We start from the raw sequence: 15,728 nt of genomic DNA, 5'->3' as shown, positions 1-15,728 counted from the left end.
GATCTTTCAAGGAAGCAACGCAGGAGGTTTCATGTCAGCAGTTCTGATCATCGGTGCTTATGGTGGGATTGGTGAGGCTTTGACCCGGCGTTTAACCGAGCAGAACCGTCCGGTGATCATTGCCGGCCGCAGTCTGGAAAAGGCCGAGCAACTGGCCGCGCGTTACGATCAGAAGGCCATGGCCTGGGATGCTCGTGATGAAGAGGCCTTTCGTGCGGCGATGGAAACGCTGGACGAAACCCCTTTGGACGGCATCGTGAATCTTTGCGGCAGCATTACGATCAAACCCATCACCCAGATCAGTGTGGATGATCTGCGGGCGACGCTCGATACGAATCTGACCACGGCTTTTCTTACGGTGAAATTCGGAGCGCCGCGTCTGGCTCAGGCTGGTGGTGGCAGCATCGTTTTGATGAGCAGCGTTGCGGCTCAGTTCGGACTGGCCAATCACGAGGCGATAGCGGCGGCCAAGGGGGCCGTGGAAGGTCTGATGGTGTCGGCAGCCGCAAGCTATGCGCCGCGCAACGTGCGGGTGAATGCCATCGCGCCTGCGCTGGTGGAAACACCTTTGAGCCATAAATTCGTGAGTTCCGAGGAGGCAAAAAAAGCGTCCGCGCAGATGCATCCTCTGGGCCGCATTGGTCAGCCCGATGATATCGCGCATGCTATCGCCATGCTGCTCGACCCTGCCGCCAGTTGGATGACAGGACAGGTCATCGGTGTGAACGGCGGCATGAATCGCGTGAAAGCGAGGCGTTGACGACCTTACTTCTGAAACAACACCGACACGTTATTCGCCGGCATATCCACCGTCCTGATCCAGCGAAGACCACGCTCGCGCGCGGCAGCCGTCACCGTTTCCAAATCCCGCAGGCCCCAGCGCGCATCGCGGTCCTGCAGAGACTGGTGAAAAGCTAAATTGGATGGAGCTGTCGGCCGACCTTGAATCACAAAAGGCCCGTAAAGGTAAAGCAGCCCGCCAGGAGCCAGCCAGGTCCTCGTATGATCCAAAAGCGCAAGACAGGCTTCCCACGGTGAAATGTGAATCATATTGATATTCACCAGGGCATCAAAGGTCCGATCGAGTTCCGGTGGCCGCGCATCAAAAACCGACCAGGCAATCGGCTTTTTCAAACCAGGATGCCGCGCTTCCGCATAACACGTTTGAAGGCTCAGAAAACTCGCTGGATCCGGGTCTGTCATCTGCCATGTGATGTCCGGTCTTTGCGCACAGAAAAACTCCGCATGCTGACCTGTTCCACTCGCGACTTCCAGCACAGAAGCCCCAGCCGGCAGAAGAGAACTCAGCACTTCAAAAATAGGCCCCTGATTACGTTCAGCCGCGGGCGAAAAAGCCTTCATGATGACTCCAACTGTCAAAGAGAAATAAACGTTGCCCTGGACGCCTGCAAATCGAGCAGAGACAGGTCTTGATCGCCGCGCGATGCAAGTCCCCCGCGTTGATGATCCACATGGTGTCAAGGAAGGGCATAGATGAGGCGGGCGCTTTTGACAAGATCCGTCACGATGGTCCATAGGCCGCGTCGATCGCCGCCTGCACATGGGCGCTGATCACCGCGTCGTCATAGGGAAAGACGATCTCCTTGCTCGCGGCCAGGACTGCTTCCAACCTGGTGCGAAAATGGGTACCGATCACCTGGCTCTGCGCTTTGGTAAATCCATGATCCAAAAGCGGCTTGAACGCTGACGCCGTGATATCATCCAAAAGCACCTCGATTTCGGCAAGGGTGAAGCCCACGTCCGCAAGCCCTTCCATGGCAGCGACAGTGATATCGGCCATCACATCCCCATAGGCTTCACTGCGCTCCAGAAAAAATCCCGCATCATCCAAAGCCCCGATCGCAGCCAGAACGATTTCCTCGATGACCGCTTCCGTATCGGCTTCACTGACTCCCAGATTATCGACATGCATCACTGTTTTTTTCACAATCACTGCGATGACTTCATCCATCTGATCCACTGTCATCTGACTGTGAGCCAGACTCGCAACCGCACCGGATACGCAGAATCCCAAAGCATCTTCAAGCTGGGCCGGATCGGTAATGCCCGCCTCCCGCTTCAAAGCATCCATGGCTCCATGCAGAGCGGCTGTGATGGCCGCTTCCAGGTCTTCGGGCTTAAGGCCGATTTCATCGAAGGTGCTCACGGCTGCAAAAAGTATATGAGCAAGGTTGTCATCAATCGCGGCCAGGGAAAATCCAGCATCATCCAAAGATCCCACCGCACCGTAAAGCAGATCATCGATCACGGTCGCATAGTCCACATGCTTCGCTGTCGAGGATCCCATGGGCCCATCCGCCAAACCTTGAATCGCTCCACTCACAATCGCGATCAGAATATCCTGCCCATTGGCGGGCGTCAGCACACCGGCATCATCCAGGGAAGCAATCGCCGTGGCTCCGATTGTGCGTGCGCCTTCGGCCATGGACTGCACGGTAAAACCAGCCTCATCCAGGTGATGCATCGCAGCCTCAGCCATCACCTTCAGCAGGGCAGAAAGGCCCTTGGTATCCAGATGATCCGTACGCCCTTCCATGGATTCCATGACACTTGCGATAATTTCCTCCAGAACCTTGTTCACCTGCCGCTGATGCACATCCGTCAGCTCATCCAAAGCATCCAAGGCGCCTTTGATCAATTCATCGGCAAAGGATTCGATGCGATCTTCATAGCCTTCGGCCTCCTCATTTCCCGCCAGCATCAATTCCGTCTTGGCGATTTCCAGGGCTCCGGCCGCCTTTACCGCGACGGCCCGGGCCTGCTCGGGTGTCAGATTGGTCCGATGCACAAGGTCATCATTCAGTTCATTGACGATTTCAATGGCGAGGGATCCCGGCTTGATATGGGCCGGAGCGCTGATGCCTGTGATCATGGAGGAGCGGCGTTCAGCATCATCCGACTTCTGACAGGCCGGACCGCAAAGGACGAGGAACATCAAGACCAGGGCATAAGGGTAGCCGTGCATAGTGTCCCATCTTTAAGCTGTGAATACTGATAAGCTACTGGGTTTTTATGGCTTTCTCCATGAGAATTCATCCGGTAGGCCGTGTCCCAGCGCAGCAAATCTTGGCGAAATCCGGCACGACGAAGAAAAAACACCATCGTGCTCATTCTTCGTCACGCTTTCTGCTCACCACGGAAAACCTCGCCCTCAAACACTCGGAGCGTTCTGGATTTCAGAGCACAGGGAAACGCTCATCAAACACGCGTGAACACAGGCAAACAACGGGATACCTCAGCGTCTCTGCATGATCTTTCTCAATCTTGTTAGCTCAAAACAATAAGTCAAAAGATTAGTTTTACGAAATTGAACTGGCCGGCCAACCAACTATGCTTGGAATTATGAATAAAACCTAAGAAAGTGAAGGGAATTGATGATGCTTGCACGACTCACATCAGCAACTTTGGCGGGCATAATTTTGACCGCATCCCAGGCTCAGGCGGATTTTCTGCCTCCGAATGATCTCTGGAAAGAGGACGGCCTTCTGCGCGCGGCAGGCATCACCCAGGATGATTTCAATCAGGCGATCGATGAAGCTGAAGCCTTTTATAAACCGATCGTCGCAAGCTTCGGCGGCACTTTAAAAGTCAACCGCCTGTGGAGTGACAGCACCGTGAATGCGAGCGCGATTCAGAGCGGATCGAGCTGGCAGGTGAACATGTACGGTGGCCTCGCCCGTCGTCCTGAAGTCACCCGTGATGGTTTCGCGCTCGTCCTTTGTCATGAAATCGGCCATCACCTGGGCGGCTATCCCTTCAGTTCATCCTGGGCGGCGAATGAAGGCGAATCGGATTATTTCGCGACTCTGTCCTGCGGACGTCAGCTTTGGAGAGATGATCACGCCACCAACGCGAACTATCGTGAGACTGTAGAAGCCATTCCGAAAGCACTCTGCGATAAAGCCTGGGACAATGAACAGGATCAGAACCTTTGCTATCGCATGACCGCGGCTGGTCACTCGCTCGCCTCGCTCCTTGCAGCTCTGGGCGGAACACGCGCCGATTTTTCCACACCGGATAAAAGCGTTGTGAAGGTCACCAACAACGCGCACCCTGCCGGACAGTGCCGACTGGATACCTATACCGCAGGCGCGATCTGTAACAAGGAATGGGATGTGAAGGTCATCCCTGGTCGTGACCTGGGCAGTCAACGCAACAGCAAGGACGCGGAGCAGGATTCCCTGCGCTATACCTGTAATCAAGCCGAAGCCCTGGCTTATGGTTACCGTCCGACCTGCTGGTTCAAACCTTATTTGACCGCTGTCACGCCGGCACCGGAGCCGACACCGACACCAACACCGACACCAACGCCGACTCCAACACCCACTCCGAAGCCGACGCCGACGCCGGATCCAACGCCAACGCCGAAACCAACACCGACAGTCACACCGACTCCGGGTCCCACTCCGAAACCATGCGCCTATCCATGGCCGCTGAGTGTGATCCTCTGTCGCACGGTTCAGCCTCGCTGAAAAGACACAAATCCCGCTGATCTTTTCCCGGTCATCCTCCGTTCAGGGGGATGTCCTTTTTTGATCAGCGGGATGCGTTCCGTTTCAATAGCCAGCCGGAAGAACAAAGCCGCCCAGTGTCGTGTACCAGTTCACAGGACTCTCGGGATCTTCATCATCCTCTTTCCACGCAAACTGATTTTCAAGATAGCTGCGATCAAAGAGAGTAATCCCCTCTTTGATGCCGCGCTCGGGTCGATCCACGCCCCAGGAATTTTTCACGACCAGGGTATCGAGCGTACCGAGCAGAGCCTGCGCCTGCAGTTCCTCGCTCACCTCCCCGCGACCGATGGAACCAATGCCGGGAACATCCGTCACCGTATAATCTTCCAGGACTGTCAGGTGTCCCCCTTGATGCCCGATGCCCAGCTCCCGCAGACGCTGGCCTTTGAAGGTCCCATCATTAGGATCCAGCGCATTGAAGTCGATCATCAGACTGATGATCACGGGCTGCTTGTCATTCAAAGCGCGGAACACACGTTGCCATAAATTCCTTCGCGCCCTTTGCTGGCTCGGCGTCACCACTGCCTCTTCACCGACAATCCGCGGGAAGGAAACTTCGACCCAGGCCTGCCGGGAACGTCGATCCAAAAGATCGCGCAGGGTCACGACCTGACCATTGGGCAGCAGTTGTATGATTTTCTGATCCGCTGCCTGCGCTAATTTTTCAGCGTCCGCCATGGTCGAGCCGAAGGCCTCATCCAAAACCCGGCGCACGGTTTCTGGAGTACGCGCGGACGGATCTTTTAGATCCCCATAAAGAAGGGAGTCGTTGATGTAATATTCCGCCTGCTTTTGTCGATTGGACATTTCCACCCCGGCCTCATCAGGCAAAAAATCGCCTTCATTCACAAAGCCATGCCTCAGGATGATGGCCCGCGCTTCGGTCCAGCTGCCGCCGGTTCCAATCTTCTCCATTTCACGGGGAACGATCAGTTGATTGTAGAAATGCCACCAGGTCCAGTACGATTCGGACACATCCACTGTCTCATTCTGATAGCTCAGGATCACTGATTCCAGCCAGGTGCCGGTTGCATAGAGCCAGCAATTTCCAATCGACTGGCGTTTGGAAATGGTATGGGCGACATCAGTGACAAGGGGCGACGAGGTTTCCTTATCCTGCCGCGGGGAACAGGCCCAAAGGCTACTGATCCCTATTATCAGTCCCAGCTGCAGGACGACTCTGCTTCTGTTCCATCGTTTCATAAGCTTTCTCCTTCTCGCGCTCACACGGTGTCGAGCGGCATTCCCATCGTTGCAGGGACTGTACCTCTTTGGAAGCAGTTGATGGGCAAGGAAAAGGCAGTTGAATCAAGGCCCATATCCCACACAAACTGTGGGGCTTTGCGGCCCAATTTGAGCACTCGCAGCGTGACGTGCATAAAAAAACAAACCCGCTTGAGTCACTTCAAGCGGGTTTGAATGTTCGAGGTATGGTTGAGCTTAGTAAAGAGTCGCCTGGAGGAAATCAGCGTTCGACGACTCATTCAGATCCACATAATTGGAAACCTTAACCGTGTGACTGCGCCCTTCATCATCGGTCGCTTGCGCGAGGCCTCCGCCCGAGGTCACAGCGGCCAGCGAACCGTCGATCAGAAGGGGTCCACCGGAATCACCCGAGCCGCTGGCCACGTCGTGACCTTGAGCCACCGTGGGATCTTGGGCTGTGGGGATGCCATAGAACTTGATCATGCCGTCTTCAACCTGATAGATCTCGTTTTCACCTTTGCGCTTGGTGCCCGAAACTGATCCGGTTTGCTGACCGGCGGCATCATACTGATAGTCATTCACGCCGAAACCAACGATCGTGAACTGCTGACCGACACTGGGTGTGTGCGGATAAAGAGGCGTCGTGGCCGGTGCCGAGTTCCTTGGGAAGGTGACAACCGCAAGATCGTGATTGCTCAATTTGCCAGGAACCACTGTATAGCCAGGATGATATTTCAAAGATACGGCGGTCACGCGCTGGCTGCGACCATCGGCCAAGGTTTTGGTGAAGGTCATGGACGAAGCCGTGCGACCGTTTTTCAAAATGTCATAGACGCAGTGCGCGGCCGTCACGACCTGCGCATCGTTCACAAAGGTCCCCGTGCAAATCGAAGAACCATAACCGCCCGTGCTGAACTGGAGAAGAATCACAGAAGGGAACTCGCCCGAAGCTTTCAGGCCATTGGTGACCTTGGTTTCGCTCGTCTGCTGCGTATCGTTCATCTGACCGCAAGCGACAAGACCGAGCAGGAGGCTGGAAGCGACGGCATGAGCAACTTTGTGTTTCCAGGTTTTCAGCATCGGAACCCCTTTCTTCGTGTCTGACTTTCTTCTCTGAAATCTTTGTATCCGATTGCTGACTGCCCGGCCAGTTAAAAATGAGAATTGCGAAAGAATAGTTAAATTAATCATCAATATTAAATAGTTAACACATCAAACCCAACCCTTCCTCTTGAACCATATGATCATCACCACAGGAATTGTGACGCACAAAATCACCATTCCCCACATCAAGGAGTCGGACTGCATCCAGTCCTGCATCCCAATCAGGTTCTGAAAATTCTGACCAAAAAATCCCACGACAAAGGCCAAAGGCAGAAAGACTGCGCTCATGATCGTCAGGTATTTCATTATTTCATTGGTGCGCTGGGACACCGAGGAAAGGTACGCCTCCAGTGCATTGCCCAGAAGATCGCGGTTGGCTTCGATGGATTCCGTGATACGTATCAGATGATCATAGACATCGCGGAAATAATGCAGGGTTCTTTCGGCTATATAAGGATGGTCCAGTTTCGTCAGGGCTCCGAAAACATCACGCTGCGGGGACAGCACCTTGCGCATGGACACAAGCTGATGCTTCAGTGCGAAGATGCGGGTCAGGTTCTCGCGCCGCGGATTGGACAGAACCTCCTCTTCCAATACCTCCAGCTCCTCGGCGGCCAGGTCCAGTATGGGAAAATTGCCGTCCACCATGCGATCGGCGATCATATAAAGAACAAAGTCCACACCGCGTTTTAAAAGGTTGGCGTCGGACGTCGCCCGCTTCCAGACGCTATCCAGGGCTTCGATGCCTTCGCTGTGAACGGTCACGAGAAAGTGCTGACCCATGAAGGTATGCAGCTCCAGAATCTTCAGATTTTCCACCGAGCCCCCTTCGCAGACAAAGCCCTGGGTCACGATGAAAAGATAGTTGTCATACTCTTCAACCTTGGGCCTTTGATCAAAATGCGAGCAATCCTCGATGGCCAGGGGATGGAAATTAAAACCCAGCCGCAGAAGCTCCAGCTGCGGCTCATCCTGCGCGGACAGATCAACCCAGCGAATGACGCCCTCAGGGGGTGGGCCAATGCGGGCCGCATCATCATACATCGTCACGGCCCCATCCAGCCCTATCTCCAAAATTCGAAACATGCGTCAACGCTCCTCTCTTCATTCCATCTGCGTCCATGGCCCACCCTGCGGTGACCAGCTTGAATTCTGAAGCAAAACCCGGTAGAGATGCACTGAAGAAATGCCCCAAAGCCGGAGTCGCCGATGAATATCCTCAAAAAACTGCGTGCGCTCGCTCTTCTTCTGCTGGGATCCCCGACGCTCCTGGCCTGTCCCGACGCACCCGAGCCGCTGGAGCGCAGGTTTGAACAGAATGTCTGGCAGTACGTCTGGGATCTGAACGAGGCTGCGGCCTGGCTGGGCGCGGAGACGGCTCCTCTGCCGGATGCGCTCCTCGCCTATCGGGATTACGCCCAGGATCAGACCGATACCGATCCCTTTCAACTTTTGGCTCGGCAGCGGGTGGTTTTTGAAAAGGCCTATGGCCCCCGCGATGGGAGTGTCAAAGCATTTCGCCTCATCGAAAATCGGGAGGCCGGGATCATAGGCCCCAGCCGCTGCGTGGACACCATGCTCATGAACGAGCATTTGAGATTTCATCCTCTGAATGTTCCAGGTTCGGAATTCAGCGCGCACATCTTTCGCAAAGGTTCGCGCCTGAAAATTTATGCGGCTTTTATCGAGCAGGCATCCATGGGCGCGCCATCGGTGGAGATCAGCCCCGCCGCTCAGCAGATTTTGGACCAAGAGGCCTGGACCTTCGTCGCCTTTGTTCACAATCATCCCTTCTCGTTTGACAATCCCTATGGCGATATCTCCGGCACGGTGATTCCAAGCGAACCCGATCTCCTGACCTTTCGCATGCTGTTTCAAACCGCCTCGCTGCAGCTGGCTTGGATTACCAATGGCATTCATTCCGCGCGTTATAATGCAGGGGATACCGAGCGTCTTATTCAGGCGGAAGGCCTCTAAGGACTTGTGGACGCCTTGATATTCCCGGTAGTGTGGGCCGAGTTTCGTTTGGAACCACCCATCACAGGGAGTACGTAATTTTATGGTCTCGAACCTTGCGCGTCGCATGGGTCCATGTCTGGGCCTTTTCTGTTTGACCCTTCTCCCAGGCCCCCAGCTTGTGGCCAAAAACCTGGTGCCCTTGACCTGCGAAGTGGCCATTGTCGGAGGAGGCGCAGGCGGACTGCATACCGCCTTTCGACTTGGGCCGCAGCTGGGATCCAAGGTTTGTCTTTTTGAAAAGGAAGAGGAGCTGGGCGGCCGCATTCATGATGTGGCTTTTGATGCCAGCAATCCCAACGCTCCGCGCATGGGCGTCGGGGCGCGCCGCATCATGGAAGGACAGACCGTCCTTTTCAATCTGGCCGCTGAACTGGGACTGCAGCTGGAAACGCCACCGCTCGGCACGGATCTGATTCAGGTGCGCGGTCGCACGTCATTCAGCAAAGAGGACTTCGTTTCTCTTTATCCCGGCATGCCGCTCAAGGATAATCCGAATACGGATCAGGAAACATGGCTCTATGATCAGCTGCGCTTTGGCCCGGAGCGGGCGAAGGCCACGGAGTATCCTGATTTCCGCAGCTACGTCAGCGCTGTGGTGGGAACCGCGGGACTGGATTATCTGCATGACATGACCCGTTTTCGAGCCGACTTCGAATATCCGCTCGATGCCCGCTCTTACATGGATTATCTCGATGAAGAATGGGATGTCTGCTGCGTGGCGTCCTATCCGGTCGGCGGCATGTCGTCTTTCATTCGCGGTATGGAAGAGCGTGCGCGCGCTGCAGGCGTCAGGATTTTCAAAGGCGAAGCTGTTGCCGCCGTCCATAGTCGGGGCCAAGGCTACCAACTCAAAAGCGCCCATTATAGAGTCGCCGCGAAGCAGCTGGTCCTGGCCGTTCCACCCAGCGTCTTTCCCTATCTGAAGGGTGATGTGCCGGCGCGGATCGCCAAACAAAAAGCTTTCCAGGACATCATCGGCGTGAAGGTTGCGACCATCACCCAGTGGTGGCCGACCTCCTGGTGGAAGGACATTCGTCATCCCGATCTGTCTTCCGCCGAGGGCCAGGTCTGGCGCGCATGGACCACTGACAGCTGCGTGAATTTCATCGAAATCCCTTTGAATCCCGATGCCGTCCAGCAGAACGTGACTCGCTCCGTCTATGATGATGACGCGCGCTGCGTGAACCACTGGGAAGAGCTTTCCCAGAAATCCATGGACGCGGTGGAAGCGGAAATTGAAGAGGGCCTCATGAAACTCTTCCATCGGAACGGCGTGAGCGTGCCCGAAACAGTGAGCATACCCAAACCTTTGAAAACTTATGTTCAGATCTGGCCTGCGGCCTGGCATTATCTGCGGGCTGGCGCCACGCATAGCAACGCGGAGATAGCCGCGTGGTCTTTGCAGCCTTTGCCAGGAGAAGCGGTGGCTCTGGTGGGCGAAGCCTATTATCCCAATCGTTCAGGCTGGAGTGATGGAGCCTATAAATCCTCCCTTCAGCTTTTGAACAGCTGGTATCAATTAGGGCTTCCGACCAGGTAGAAAAAAACCCCCGACCGCAGGGCAGTCGAGGGAGTGGGAGTTGGAGGAATCCATCAGGGTTTTTCGCAGCGATCCATATGCTGCACAAAATACTGAAGGTCCGCGTAAAGAGGATCATCTTTCGTAATCACACAGCCCTTGCAGAAGACGTTACCTAAAACGGCCTCCAGAAGTTTCGTGGAATTCGTCACGGTTTTCAGGACGGCGAAGGAGGCCGCTTCGTCTTCACCCTGGGCGAACTGGGTGACGTTGTAGCGGTTATCCTTGTAATGGCAGGTTCCACACTCCGGTTTCAGATAGCCGTTGTAAAGCCAGGTAAAACCTTTTTCCATACAGACCTCGTTCGGCCGCGTTCCAGGCATGACGTAGCCTTTACCGCCGGCGGTCTGGTTCTGCGAGGGCAGATGGATGGGCTTTTTCGTAGTGTCCTGATTGTTCGTGTTCTCTCCAGTCGCAGGCGCGGTCGTCTCGGGCGTCGTGCGTTCCGTGGAACTCGGCGTCGGTTGACAGGCCAGGACGCTGCTGACCAAAGTGCAGGCCATAACGAATCGAAGCATGGAAGATCCCTCCGTTGTTAATCAAACACCATATTGTTCCAGACTTTCGTCTGGTTTATTGGCTCCAAGAAGAACTTCCGATTCCACAGTTTCCGGTGTCGTGCTGCGGCGCACAAAGAACACCAGAAGAGCAGCCACACCCAGGGCAAAGAGAATATCACCGGGCACCCGCAGCCATTTCAGGACCTGCATGACGGGTGTATTCATGAACTCAGCGGACCGTGCATACCAAAGCCCATGTTCGACGCTGGCCTGGGTCTGCAGAAGACCGATAGGCAGAAGGCTCAGGAGCACCATCACCATAAGGCCACCGTTCAGGGACCAGAACGACCAGCGCAGGGCGCGTTCCGACCATTGACGACGGTATTCCAAAGACCGGATGCAGAAGAGCATGAGCCCGATGCCCAGCATTCCATACACACCAAAGAGGGCGGTGTGACCATGGACGGGAGTCGTGTTCAAACCCTGCATGTAATAAAGGGCCAGGGGTGGATTGATCAGGAAACCAAAGACGCCGGCACCCAAAAGATTCCAGAAGGAAACAGCGACCAGGAAGTATATCGGCCAGCGATAGATTTTCGCGACCTGATGATCATGAGTCAGACGCGACTGCTTATAGGCCTCAAAGCCGATCAAGGACAAGGGCACGACTTCCAGCGCCGAGAACGTGGCCCCGAGAGCGAGCACCGAGGTCGGCGTTCCGCTGAAATAAAGGTGATGGAAGGTTCCCAATATTCCGCCCAGAAGAAAGATGGACGTTCCAAACAGCACGCTGTAGGTCGCCACATGCTGGCGCAAGAGCCCAAGGCGCACAAAGATCAAAGCGATGACCGCGGTGGCGAAGACTTCAAAGAAACCTTCCACCCAAAGATGAACGACCCACCAGCGCCAGTATTCAGCGACGGCCAGATGCGTCTGCCGACCCCACATCAGTCCGGCTCCATAGAACGCGGCGATGGCGAAGCAGGACAAACCAAATACAGCCAGAAGGTGCCTGGGTTCATCCGGACGTTTCAGCGCCGGTATCAGACCCCGCAGCATCAGCCCGAGCCAGATGAAAAGACCGGCGAAAAGGAAAATCTGCCAGAAGCGGCCGAGATCCACATATTCATAACCCTGATGGCCCCACCAGAAGTTGGCCACGTTTCCGAGTTTTTGCTGAATCGCAAACCATTGACCTGCCATCGAACCGACCACGATCACGACAAGGCAGAACCAGAGCACGTTCACGCCAAGACGCTGAAAGCGCGGTTCCTTGCCGGCGAGCATCGGCGCCATGAAAAGCCCTGTGCCCAGCCACGCGGTGGCGATCCAAAAAATTCCAAGCTGCGTGTGCCAGGTGCGTGTGACCGCGTAAGGCAGATAGTCAGCCAACGGAAAGCCGTAAAAACTCTGGCCTTCGACCCCGTAATGGGCGGTTACTATCCCTAGTATAATCTGGAACAGCAGAAGTCCCATGACGGTATAAAAATATTTTACTGTGGCGCGCATCGAAGGCGTTTGACGAAGCGTCCAAAGAAGGGACGTTGATCCAGTTTTTTCAGCCGGTTCTTTCTCATGCTCGCTTTCCTGCCTGGCCATGGTGTAAGCCAAGGCTCCGATCCCCGCAATCAATGCCACGATGCTGAGCATCGTCCAAAGGAAAGCATCCGTAGTCGGCCGATTGCCGAGCAGGGGTTCATGCGGCCAGTTGTTGGTATAGGAAATATTCTGTCCAGGTCGATTGGTGATCGAAGACCAGGAGGTCCAGAAGAAAAAGGCCGTCATCGCCTGACGACGCGCAGGATCCGGGACAGCGTTGTTCTGCATCGCATAGGCGGAACGCAGATCTGTGAATTTGGGATCGCTGGCGAACAGAGCATCGTAATGCGCGGCCACCGCTTGGATCGCCTGCGCGCGGCGTGGATCCACCTGCAGCGTTTTTTGGGCAGCATCATAGGTGTTGGTACGCATCAGCTCGCGAGCCTCTATTTGGAGCGACGCTTTCTGCGATTCGGTCAGGGTATCATAGGATGCTTTAAATCTTTCCTGGGATAGAAGATCGAGCAGCACCACCGCTTCCCGATGCAGCCAGTCAGCTGACCAATCGGGCGCCACATAGGAGCCGTGGCCCCAGATCGAACCGAGCTGCTGCCCGCCGGTCGATTGCCACACGTTCTGGCCATCGCGAATCTGTTCGCCTGTATAAAGAATGGTCCCGTCCGGAGTCGTCACACGATCGGGAATCGGCGGGGCTTCCCGATAGATTTCCGCGCCCACGCCTAAAAGCAGCGCGAACGAGAGTCCGACAATGAAAGCGAGGCCGACCCAAAGTCTTTTGTACTTCATGTTGCAGTTCCTTGATTGAGTTGCAGACCACGGGGAAAGAGCACATGCTCCTCGAAATTGATATGCTGCATGATGGAAAATTCGAGAGCTTCCAGACCGCTGTAAAGTGCGCGCCAGCTATTGCAGGCTTCATCGGGAGCCTGGAATTGTCCGGTTAAAGTCCGGATGCGGCTCAAAAGCGCTCCGGTTGTTTCATGCTCATGATGCATGACCGTCATCGGTCCGGTCAGAAGGGGTCCTCTTTTCTCACAGATCAAGGGGAAAAGAACCACTTCCTCTTTCTGCATATGATGCAGAAGGTCTTCGCGCAGATCACGAACGGCCTCTTCCAAAGCCGGAAGGCGATCGGGATCCTTTTTGCCATGAACGCGGGCGACCTTGATGGCAAGGTCGTGCAGGCGTTCCAACTCCGGCCGCAGGGGTTCATGGTAGATGGTCAGGACATGATTGACGAGATCACGCAGCGACAGCTGATCCCAACCAATGGTGCGGGATTCAGGATGGGCCGCGGTTTCCTCTTGAATCGCAGCTTCCACGTCGGCCGCGCTGATTCCAAGTTTCTGACAGGCTTCATCCAAACGCTGCCAGCCGCGGCAGCAATAGTCTATTCCAAAGCGGGCAAAGACGCGGGCGACAGCGGGATCTCGCGCAGCGCGATCGCCGAGAGTGTCACGAGGCGCAGGATTTTTTCCAGCGATATCATGTTGCATAGCACAACTCCTTAACGTTCAACCCTGGTTAAGCGAAAATCGTGCCGGATTTTTATTGGCCTGTTTTTGATGACTTGCGTTGGCGAGCTGTACAATTGATAACAAGTCGTGTTACAAAATTGATAACACGTTGTACTTTCGATAACTCACGCCGAGTCGCTCATGAATCATGATGATCCGTTGGTGCAGGTTGCCCTCGATCTTTCGCAAAGCCTTCCCAGTGATGCTCGCTATTCGAGGCTTTTGGATGCCGTGCGTAAACTCGTTCCCTGCGCGGTTGCCGTTCTTTTTCGCTTTGACCATGGAACCCTTGTTCCCCTGGCCGTTGATGGCCTTCCCGAAAATCTTCTGAAAAATCGTTTCGTTCCTGGCGAGCATCCACGCCTGGCCGCGATCCTTGGATCCCGCCGTCCGATTCGCTTTGCGGCGGATGATCCCCTGCCCGATCCCTTCGATGCCTGGCTGCGTGATCCCGAAGATCGGAGTCACCGCGTTCACGCCTGCATGGGCTGTGGACTTTGGCTGGAAAACAGGGTGGTTGGACTCCTCACCATGGATGCGCTCGAAGAGGGCGCCTTCGATGGCATCAGCAATATGCAGCTGGAACGCATTGCGGCTCTGGCTGCGGCCACCATGCAAACGGCGACCTTGATCGACAGGCTCGAACAGAAAGTGGAGAAGAATCAGCGCGTGGCGGTCGAACTGCAGCGCGATAGCTTCCATCGCGAGGGCAGCCTGCTTATCGGCGAAAGCGCGGCCATACAAACTCTGAAGCGCGAAATCAATATGGTGGCCGCCTCGGATTTGCCTGTGCTGATTCTGGGCGAAACTGGAACCGGCAAGGAGCTGGTCGCCCGCCTCCTTCATATGGGATCACCCCGCAGTGAGCAGGCCATGGTCCATGTGAACTGTGCCGCCTTGCCCGAAAGTATTGCCGAGAGTGAACTCTTTGGTCATGTCAAAGGTTCTTTCACGGGCGCTTCGCAGGATCGCATGGGAAAATTCGAACTCGCCGATGGCGGCACGCTGTTTCTGGATGAGGTTGGTGAACTGCCGCTGTCCATTCAAGCCAGTATGCTGCGGGCGCTTCAATCAGGTGAAATTCAAAGGGTCGGCTCGGATCGCACGCATCGGGTGAACGCGCGGGTGATCGCGGCAACCAATCGCGACCTCAGCCGCGAGGTCAAACAGGGTCGCTTCCGCGCCGATCTTTATCACCGCCTTAGCGTCTACCCACTGCAGATACCCCCTTTGCGGGATCGCAAGGATGATATCGTCTTTCTCTCGGATTATTTTCTGGGGCAGATCAGCCTGAAGCTCGGTGTCCGCTCTTTGCGGCTGGATAAGGAGGCGCTGCAGATCCTGCAGAATTACGATTGGCCCGGGAATGTGCGCGAATTGGAGCACAGCCTGACCCGCGCGGCCTTGCGGGCTTCACGCGCCACCGATAAACCGGCCTCCCATGTTCGCGCCGAACATTTGGATGGCATCTTCAATCAAAGCGCCGCAGATCACGCATCGCCTCAAAAATCGAAAGGCCAGGAAAGCTTCGAGCCGCTTATGGAAGCCGTTCTGGCTTTTCAAAAAAAAGAGATACTGCGGGCCCTGCAGGCCGTGGATGGCAACTGGGCCGCGGCCGCTCGCCTTCTGGGAATGCATCGCAGCAATCTGCATCGGCTGGCGCAAAGGCTTGGAATCAAATAGCGCCTTCTCAATCTTTACCGTATTT

Annotated in this window: 13 protein-coding genes; 5 read left to right on the top strand and 8 right to left on the bottom strand. The window is 55.4% G+C overall.

Features of this window, described 5'->3' with window-relative positions; all coding sequences use genetic code 11:
- Positions 1 to 31 precede the first annotated feature (31 nt).
- On the top strand, positions 32 to 760 hold the full coding sequence (locus tag VFO10_RS10430) for an SDR family NAD(P)-dependent oxidoreductase (protein ID WP_325139757.1): 729 nt from the start codon (positions 32 to 34) through the stop codon (positions 758 to 760).
- Between the two features lie 5 nt (positions 761 to 765).
- Here the strand turns inward: VFO10_RS10430 and VFO10_RS10425 are convergent, their stop codons facing one another.
- Positions 766 to 1,362 carry a DUF938 domain-containing protein gene (locus tag VFO10_RS10425; protein WP_325139755.1) on the bottom strand — a complete coding sequence of 199 codons (597 nt, stop codon included), beginning with the start codon at positions 1,360 to 1,362 and terminating at the stop codon, positions 766 to 768.
- Between the two features lie 160 nt (positions 1,363 to 1,522).
- Complete coding sequence (locus tag VFO10_RS10420; protein ID WP_325139752.1) at positions 1,523 to 2,986, bottom strand: hypothetical protein; 1,464 nt, start codon at positions 2,984 to 2,986, stop codon at positions 1,523 to 1,525.
- A gap of 409 nt (positions 2,987 to 3,395) precedes the next feature.
- On the opposite strand from VFO10_RS10420, the gene VFO10_RS10415 reads away from it, so the two are divergent.
- Positions 3,396 to 4,493 (top strand): hypothetical protein, encoded by a 1,098-nt coding sequence (locus tag VFO10_RS10415; protein WP_325139750.1) that lies wholly within the window; start codon positions 3,396 to 3,398, stop codon positions 4,491 to 4,493.
- A gap of 84 nt (positions 4,494 to 4,577) precedes the next feature.
- Here VFO10_RS10415 and VFO10_RS10410 read toward each other — a convergent pair whose 3' ends face one another.
- The 3 genes from VFO10_RS10410 to corA form a co-directional block, all read right to left on the bottom strand.
- Positions 4,578 to 5,738: a hypothetical protein gene (locus VFO10_RS10410; protein ID WP_325139748.1), complete on the bottom strand. Its 1,161-nt coding sequence runs from the start codon at positions 5,736 to 5,738 to the stop codon at positions 4,578 to 4,580.
- A gap of 237 nt (positions 5,739 to 5,975) precedes the next feature.
- On the bottom strand, positions 5,976 to 6,821 hold the full coding sequence (locus VFO10_RS10405) for a S1 family peptidase (protein WP_325139747.1): 846 nt from the start codon (positions 6,819 to 6,821) through the stop codon (positions 5,976 to 5,978).
- A gap of 132 nt (positions 6,822 to 6,953) precedes the next feature.
- Positions 6,954 to 7,931, bottom strand: a complete 978-nt coding sequence (gene corA / locus VFO10_RS10400; protein WP_325139745.1) for a magnesium/cobalt transporter CorA — start codon at positions 7,929 to 7,931, stop codon at positions 6,954 to 6,956.
- 123 nt (positions 7,932 to 8,054) lie between these two features.
- Here corA and VFO10_RS10395 point away from each other — a divergent pair, with 123 nt between their 5' ends.
- Together VFO10_RS10395 and VFO10_RS10390 are read left to right on the top strand one after the other, a co-directional pair.
- On the top strand, positions 8,055 to 8,822 hold the full coding sequence (locus tag VFO10_RS10395) for a hypothetical protein (protein ID WP_325139743.1): 768 nt from the start codon (positions 8,055 to 8,057) through the stop codon (positions 8,820 to 8,822).
- 82 nt (positions 8,823 to 8,904) lie between these two features.
- Positions 8,905 to 10,404 (top strand): FAD-dependent oxidoreductase, encoded by a 1,500-nt coding sequence (locus VFO10_RS10390; RefSeq protein ID WP_325139740.1) that lies wholly within the window; start codon positions 8,905 to 8,907, stop codon positions 10,402 to 10,404.
- Positions 10,405 to 10,457: 53 nt separating this feature from the next.
- Here VFO10_RS10390 and VFO10_RS10385 read toward each other — a convergent pair whose 3' ends face one another.
- From VFO10_RS10385 to VFO10_RS10375, 3 genes are read right to left on the bottom strand one after another with little or no spacing between them, the layout of a single operon-like run.
- Complete coding sequence (locus VFO10_RS10385; RefSeq protein WP_325139739.1) at positions 10,458 to 10,961, bottom strand: hypothetical protein; 504 nt, start codon at positions 10,959 to 10,961, stop codon at positions 10,458 to 10,460.
- Positions 10,962 to 10,982: 21 nt separating this feature from the next.
- Positions 10,983 to 13,289, bottom strand: a complete 2,307-nt coding sequence (locus VFO10_RS10380) for a nitric-oxide reductase large subunit (RefSeq protein ID WP_325139737.1) — start codon at positions 13,287 to 13,289, stop codon at positions 10,983 to 10,985.
- On the bottom strand, positions 13,286 to 13,999 hold the full coding sequence (locus VFO10_RS10375; protein ID WP_325139735.1) for a DUF542 domain-containing protein: 714 nt from the start codon (positions 13,997 to 13,999) through the stop codon (positions 13,286 to 13,288). The genes VFO10_RS10380 and VFO10_RS10375 overlap by 4 nt, the downstream gene beginning before the upstream one ends.
- A gap of 162 nt (positions 14,000 to 14,161) precedes the next feature.
- On the opposite strand from VFO10_RS10375, the gene norR reads away from it, so the two are divergent.
- Positions 14,162 to 15,703 (top strand): nitric oxide reductase transcriptional regulator NorR, encoded by a 1,542-nt coding sequence (gene norR / locus VFO10_RS10370; protein WP_325139732.1) that lies wholly within the window; start codon positions 14,162 to 14,164, stop codon positions 15,701 to 15,703.
- The last annotated feature ends 25 nt before the right edge of the window (positions 15,704 to 15,728 follow it).

This window comes from Oligoflexus sp., from assembly GCF_035712445.1.
In the GTDB taxonomy this organism is placed as follows: Bacteria; Bdellovibrionota_B; Oligoflexia; order Oligoflexales; family Oligoflexaceae; genus Oligoflexus.
The sequence above is the reverse complement of the archived record's forward strand: the minus strand, read 5'-3'. Positions and strand labels throughout refer to the sequence as shown.

What these genes read in the sequence shown, in the direction of transcription:
- VFO10_RS10430 (WP_325139757.1), top strand. Translation starts at nt 32, where the DNA reads ATGTCAGCAGTTCTGATCATCGGTGCTTATGGTGGGATTGGTGAGGCT.
- VFO10_RS10425 (WP_325139755.1), bottom strand. Translation starts at nt 1,362, where the DNA reads ATGAAGGCTTTTTCGCCCGCGGCTGAACGTAATCAGGGGCCTATTTTT.
- VFO10_RS10420 (WP_325139752.1), bottom strand. Translation starts at nt 2,986, where the DNA reads ATGCACGGCTACCCTTATGCCCTGGTCTTGATGTTCCTCGTCCTTTGC.
- VFO10_RS10415 (WP_325139750.1), top strand. Translation starts at nt 3,396, where the DNA reads ATGATGCTTGCACGACTCACATCAGCAACTTTGGCGGGCATAATTTTG.
- VFO10_RS10410 (WP_325139748.1), bottom strand. Translation starts at nt 5,738, where the DNA reads ATGAAACGATGGAACAGAAGCAGAGTCGTCCTGCAGCTGGGACTGATA.
- VFO10_RS10405 (WP_325139747.1), bottom strand. Translation starts at nt 6,821, where the DNA reads ATGCTGAAAACCTGGAAACACAAAGTTGCTCATGCCGTCGCTTCCAGC.
- corA (WP_325139745.1), bottom strand. Translation starts at nt 7,931, where the DNA reads ATGTTTCGAATTTTGGAGATAGGGCTGGATGGGGCCGTGACGATGTAT.
- VFO10_RS10395 (WP_325139743.1), top strand. Translation starts at nt 8,055, where the DNA reads ATGAATATCCTCAAAAAACTGCGTGCGCTCGCTCTTCTTCTGCTGGGA.
- VFO10_RS10390 (WP_325139740.1), top strand. Translation starts at nt 8,905, where the DNA reads ATGGTCTCGAACCTTGCGCGTCGCATGGGTCCATGTCTGGGCCTTTTC.
- VFO10_RS10385 (WP_325139739.1), bottom strand. Translation starts at nt 10,961, where the DNA reads ATGCTTCGATTCGTTATGGCCTGCACTTTGGTCAGCAGCGTCCTGGCC.
- VFO10_RS10380 (WP_325139737.1), bottom strand. Translation starts at nt 13,289, where the DNA reads ATGAAGTACAAAAGACTTTGGGTCGGCCTCGCTTTCATTGTCGGACTC.
- VFO10_RS10375 (WP_325139735.1), bottom strand. Translation starts at nt 13,999, where the DNA reads ATGCAACATGATATCGCTGGAAAAAATCCTGCGCCTCGTGACACTCTC.
- norR (WP_325139732.1), top strand. Translation starts at nt 14,162, where the DNA reads ATGAATCATGATGATCCGTTGGTGCAGGTTGCCCTCGATCTTTCGCAA.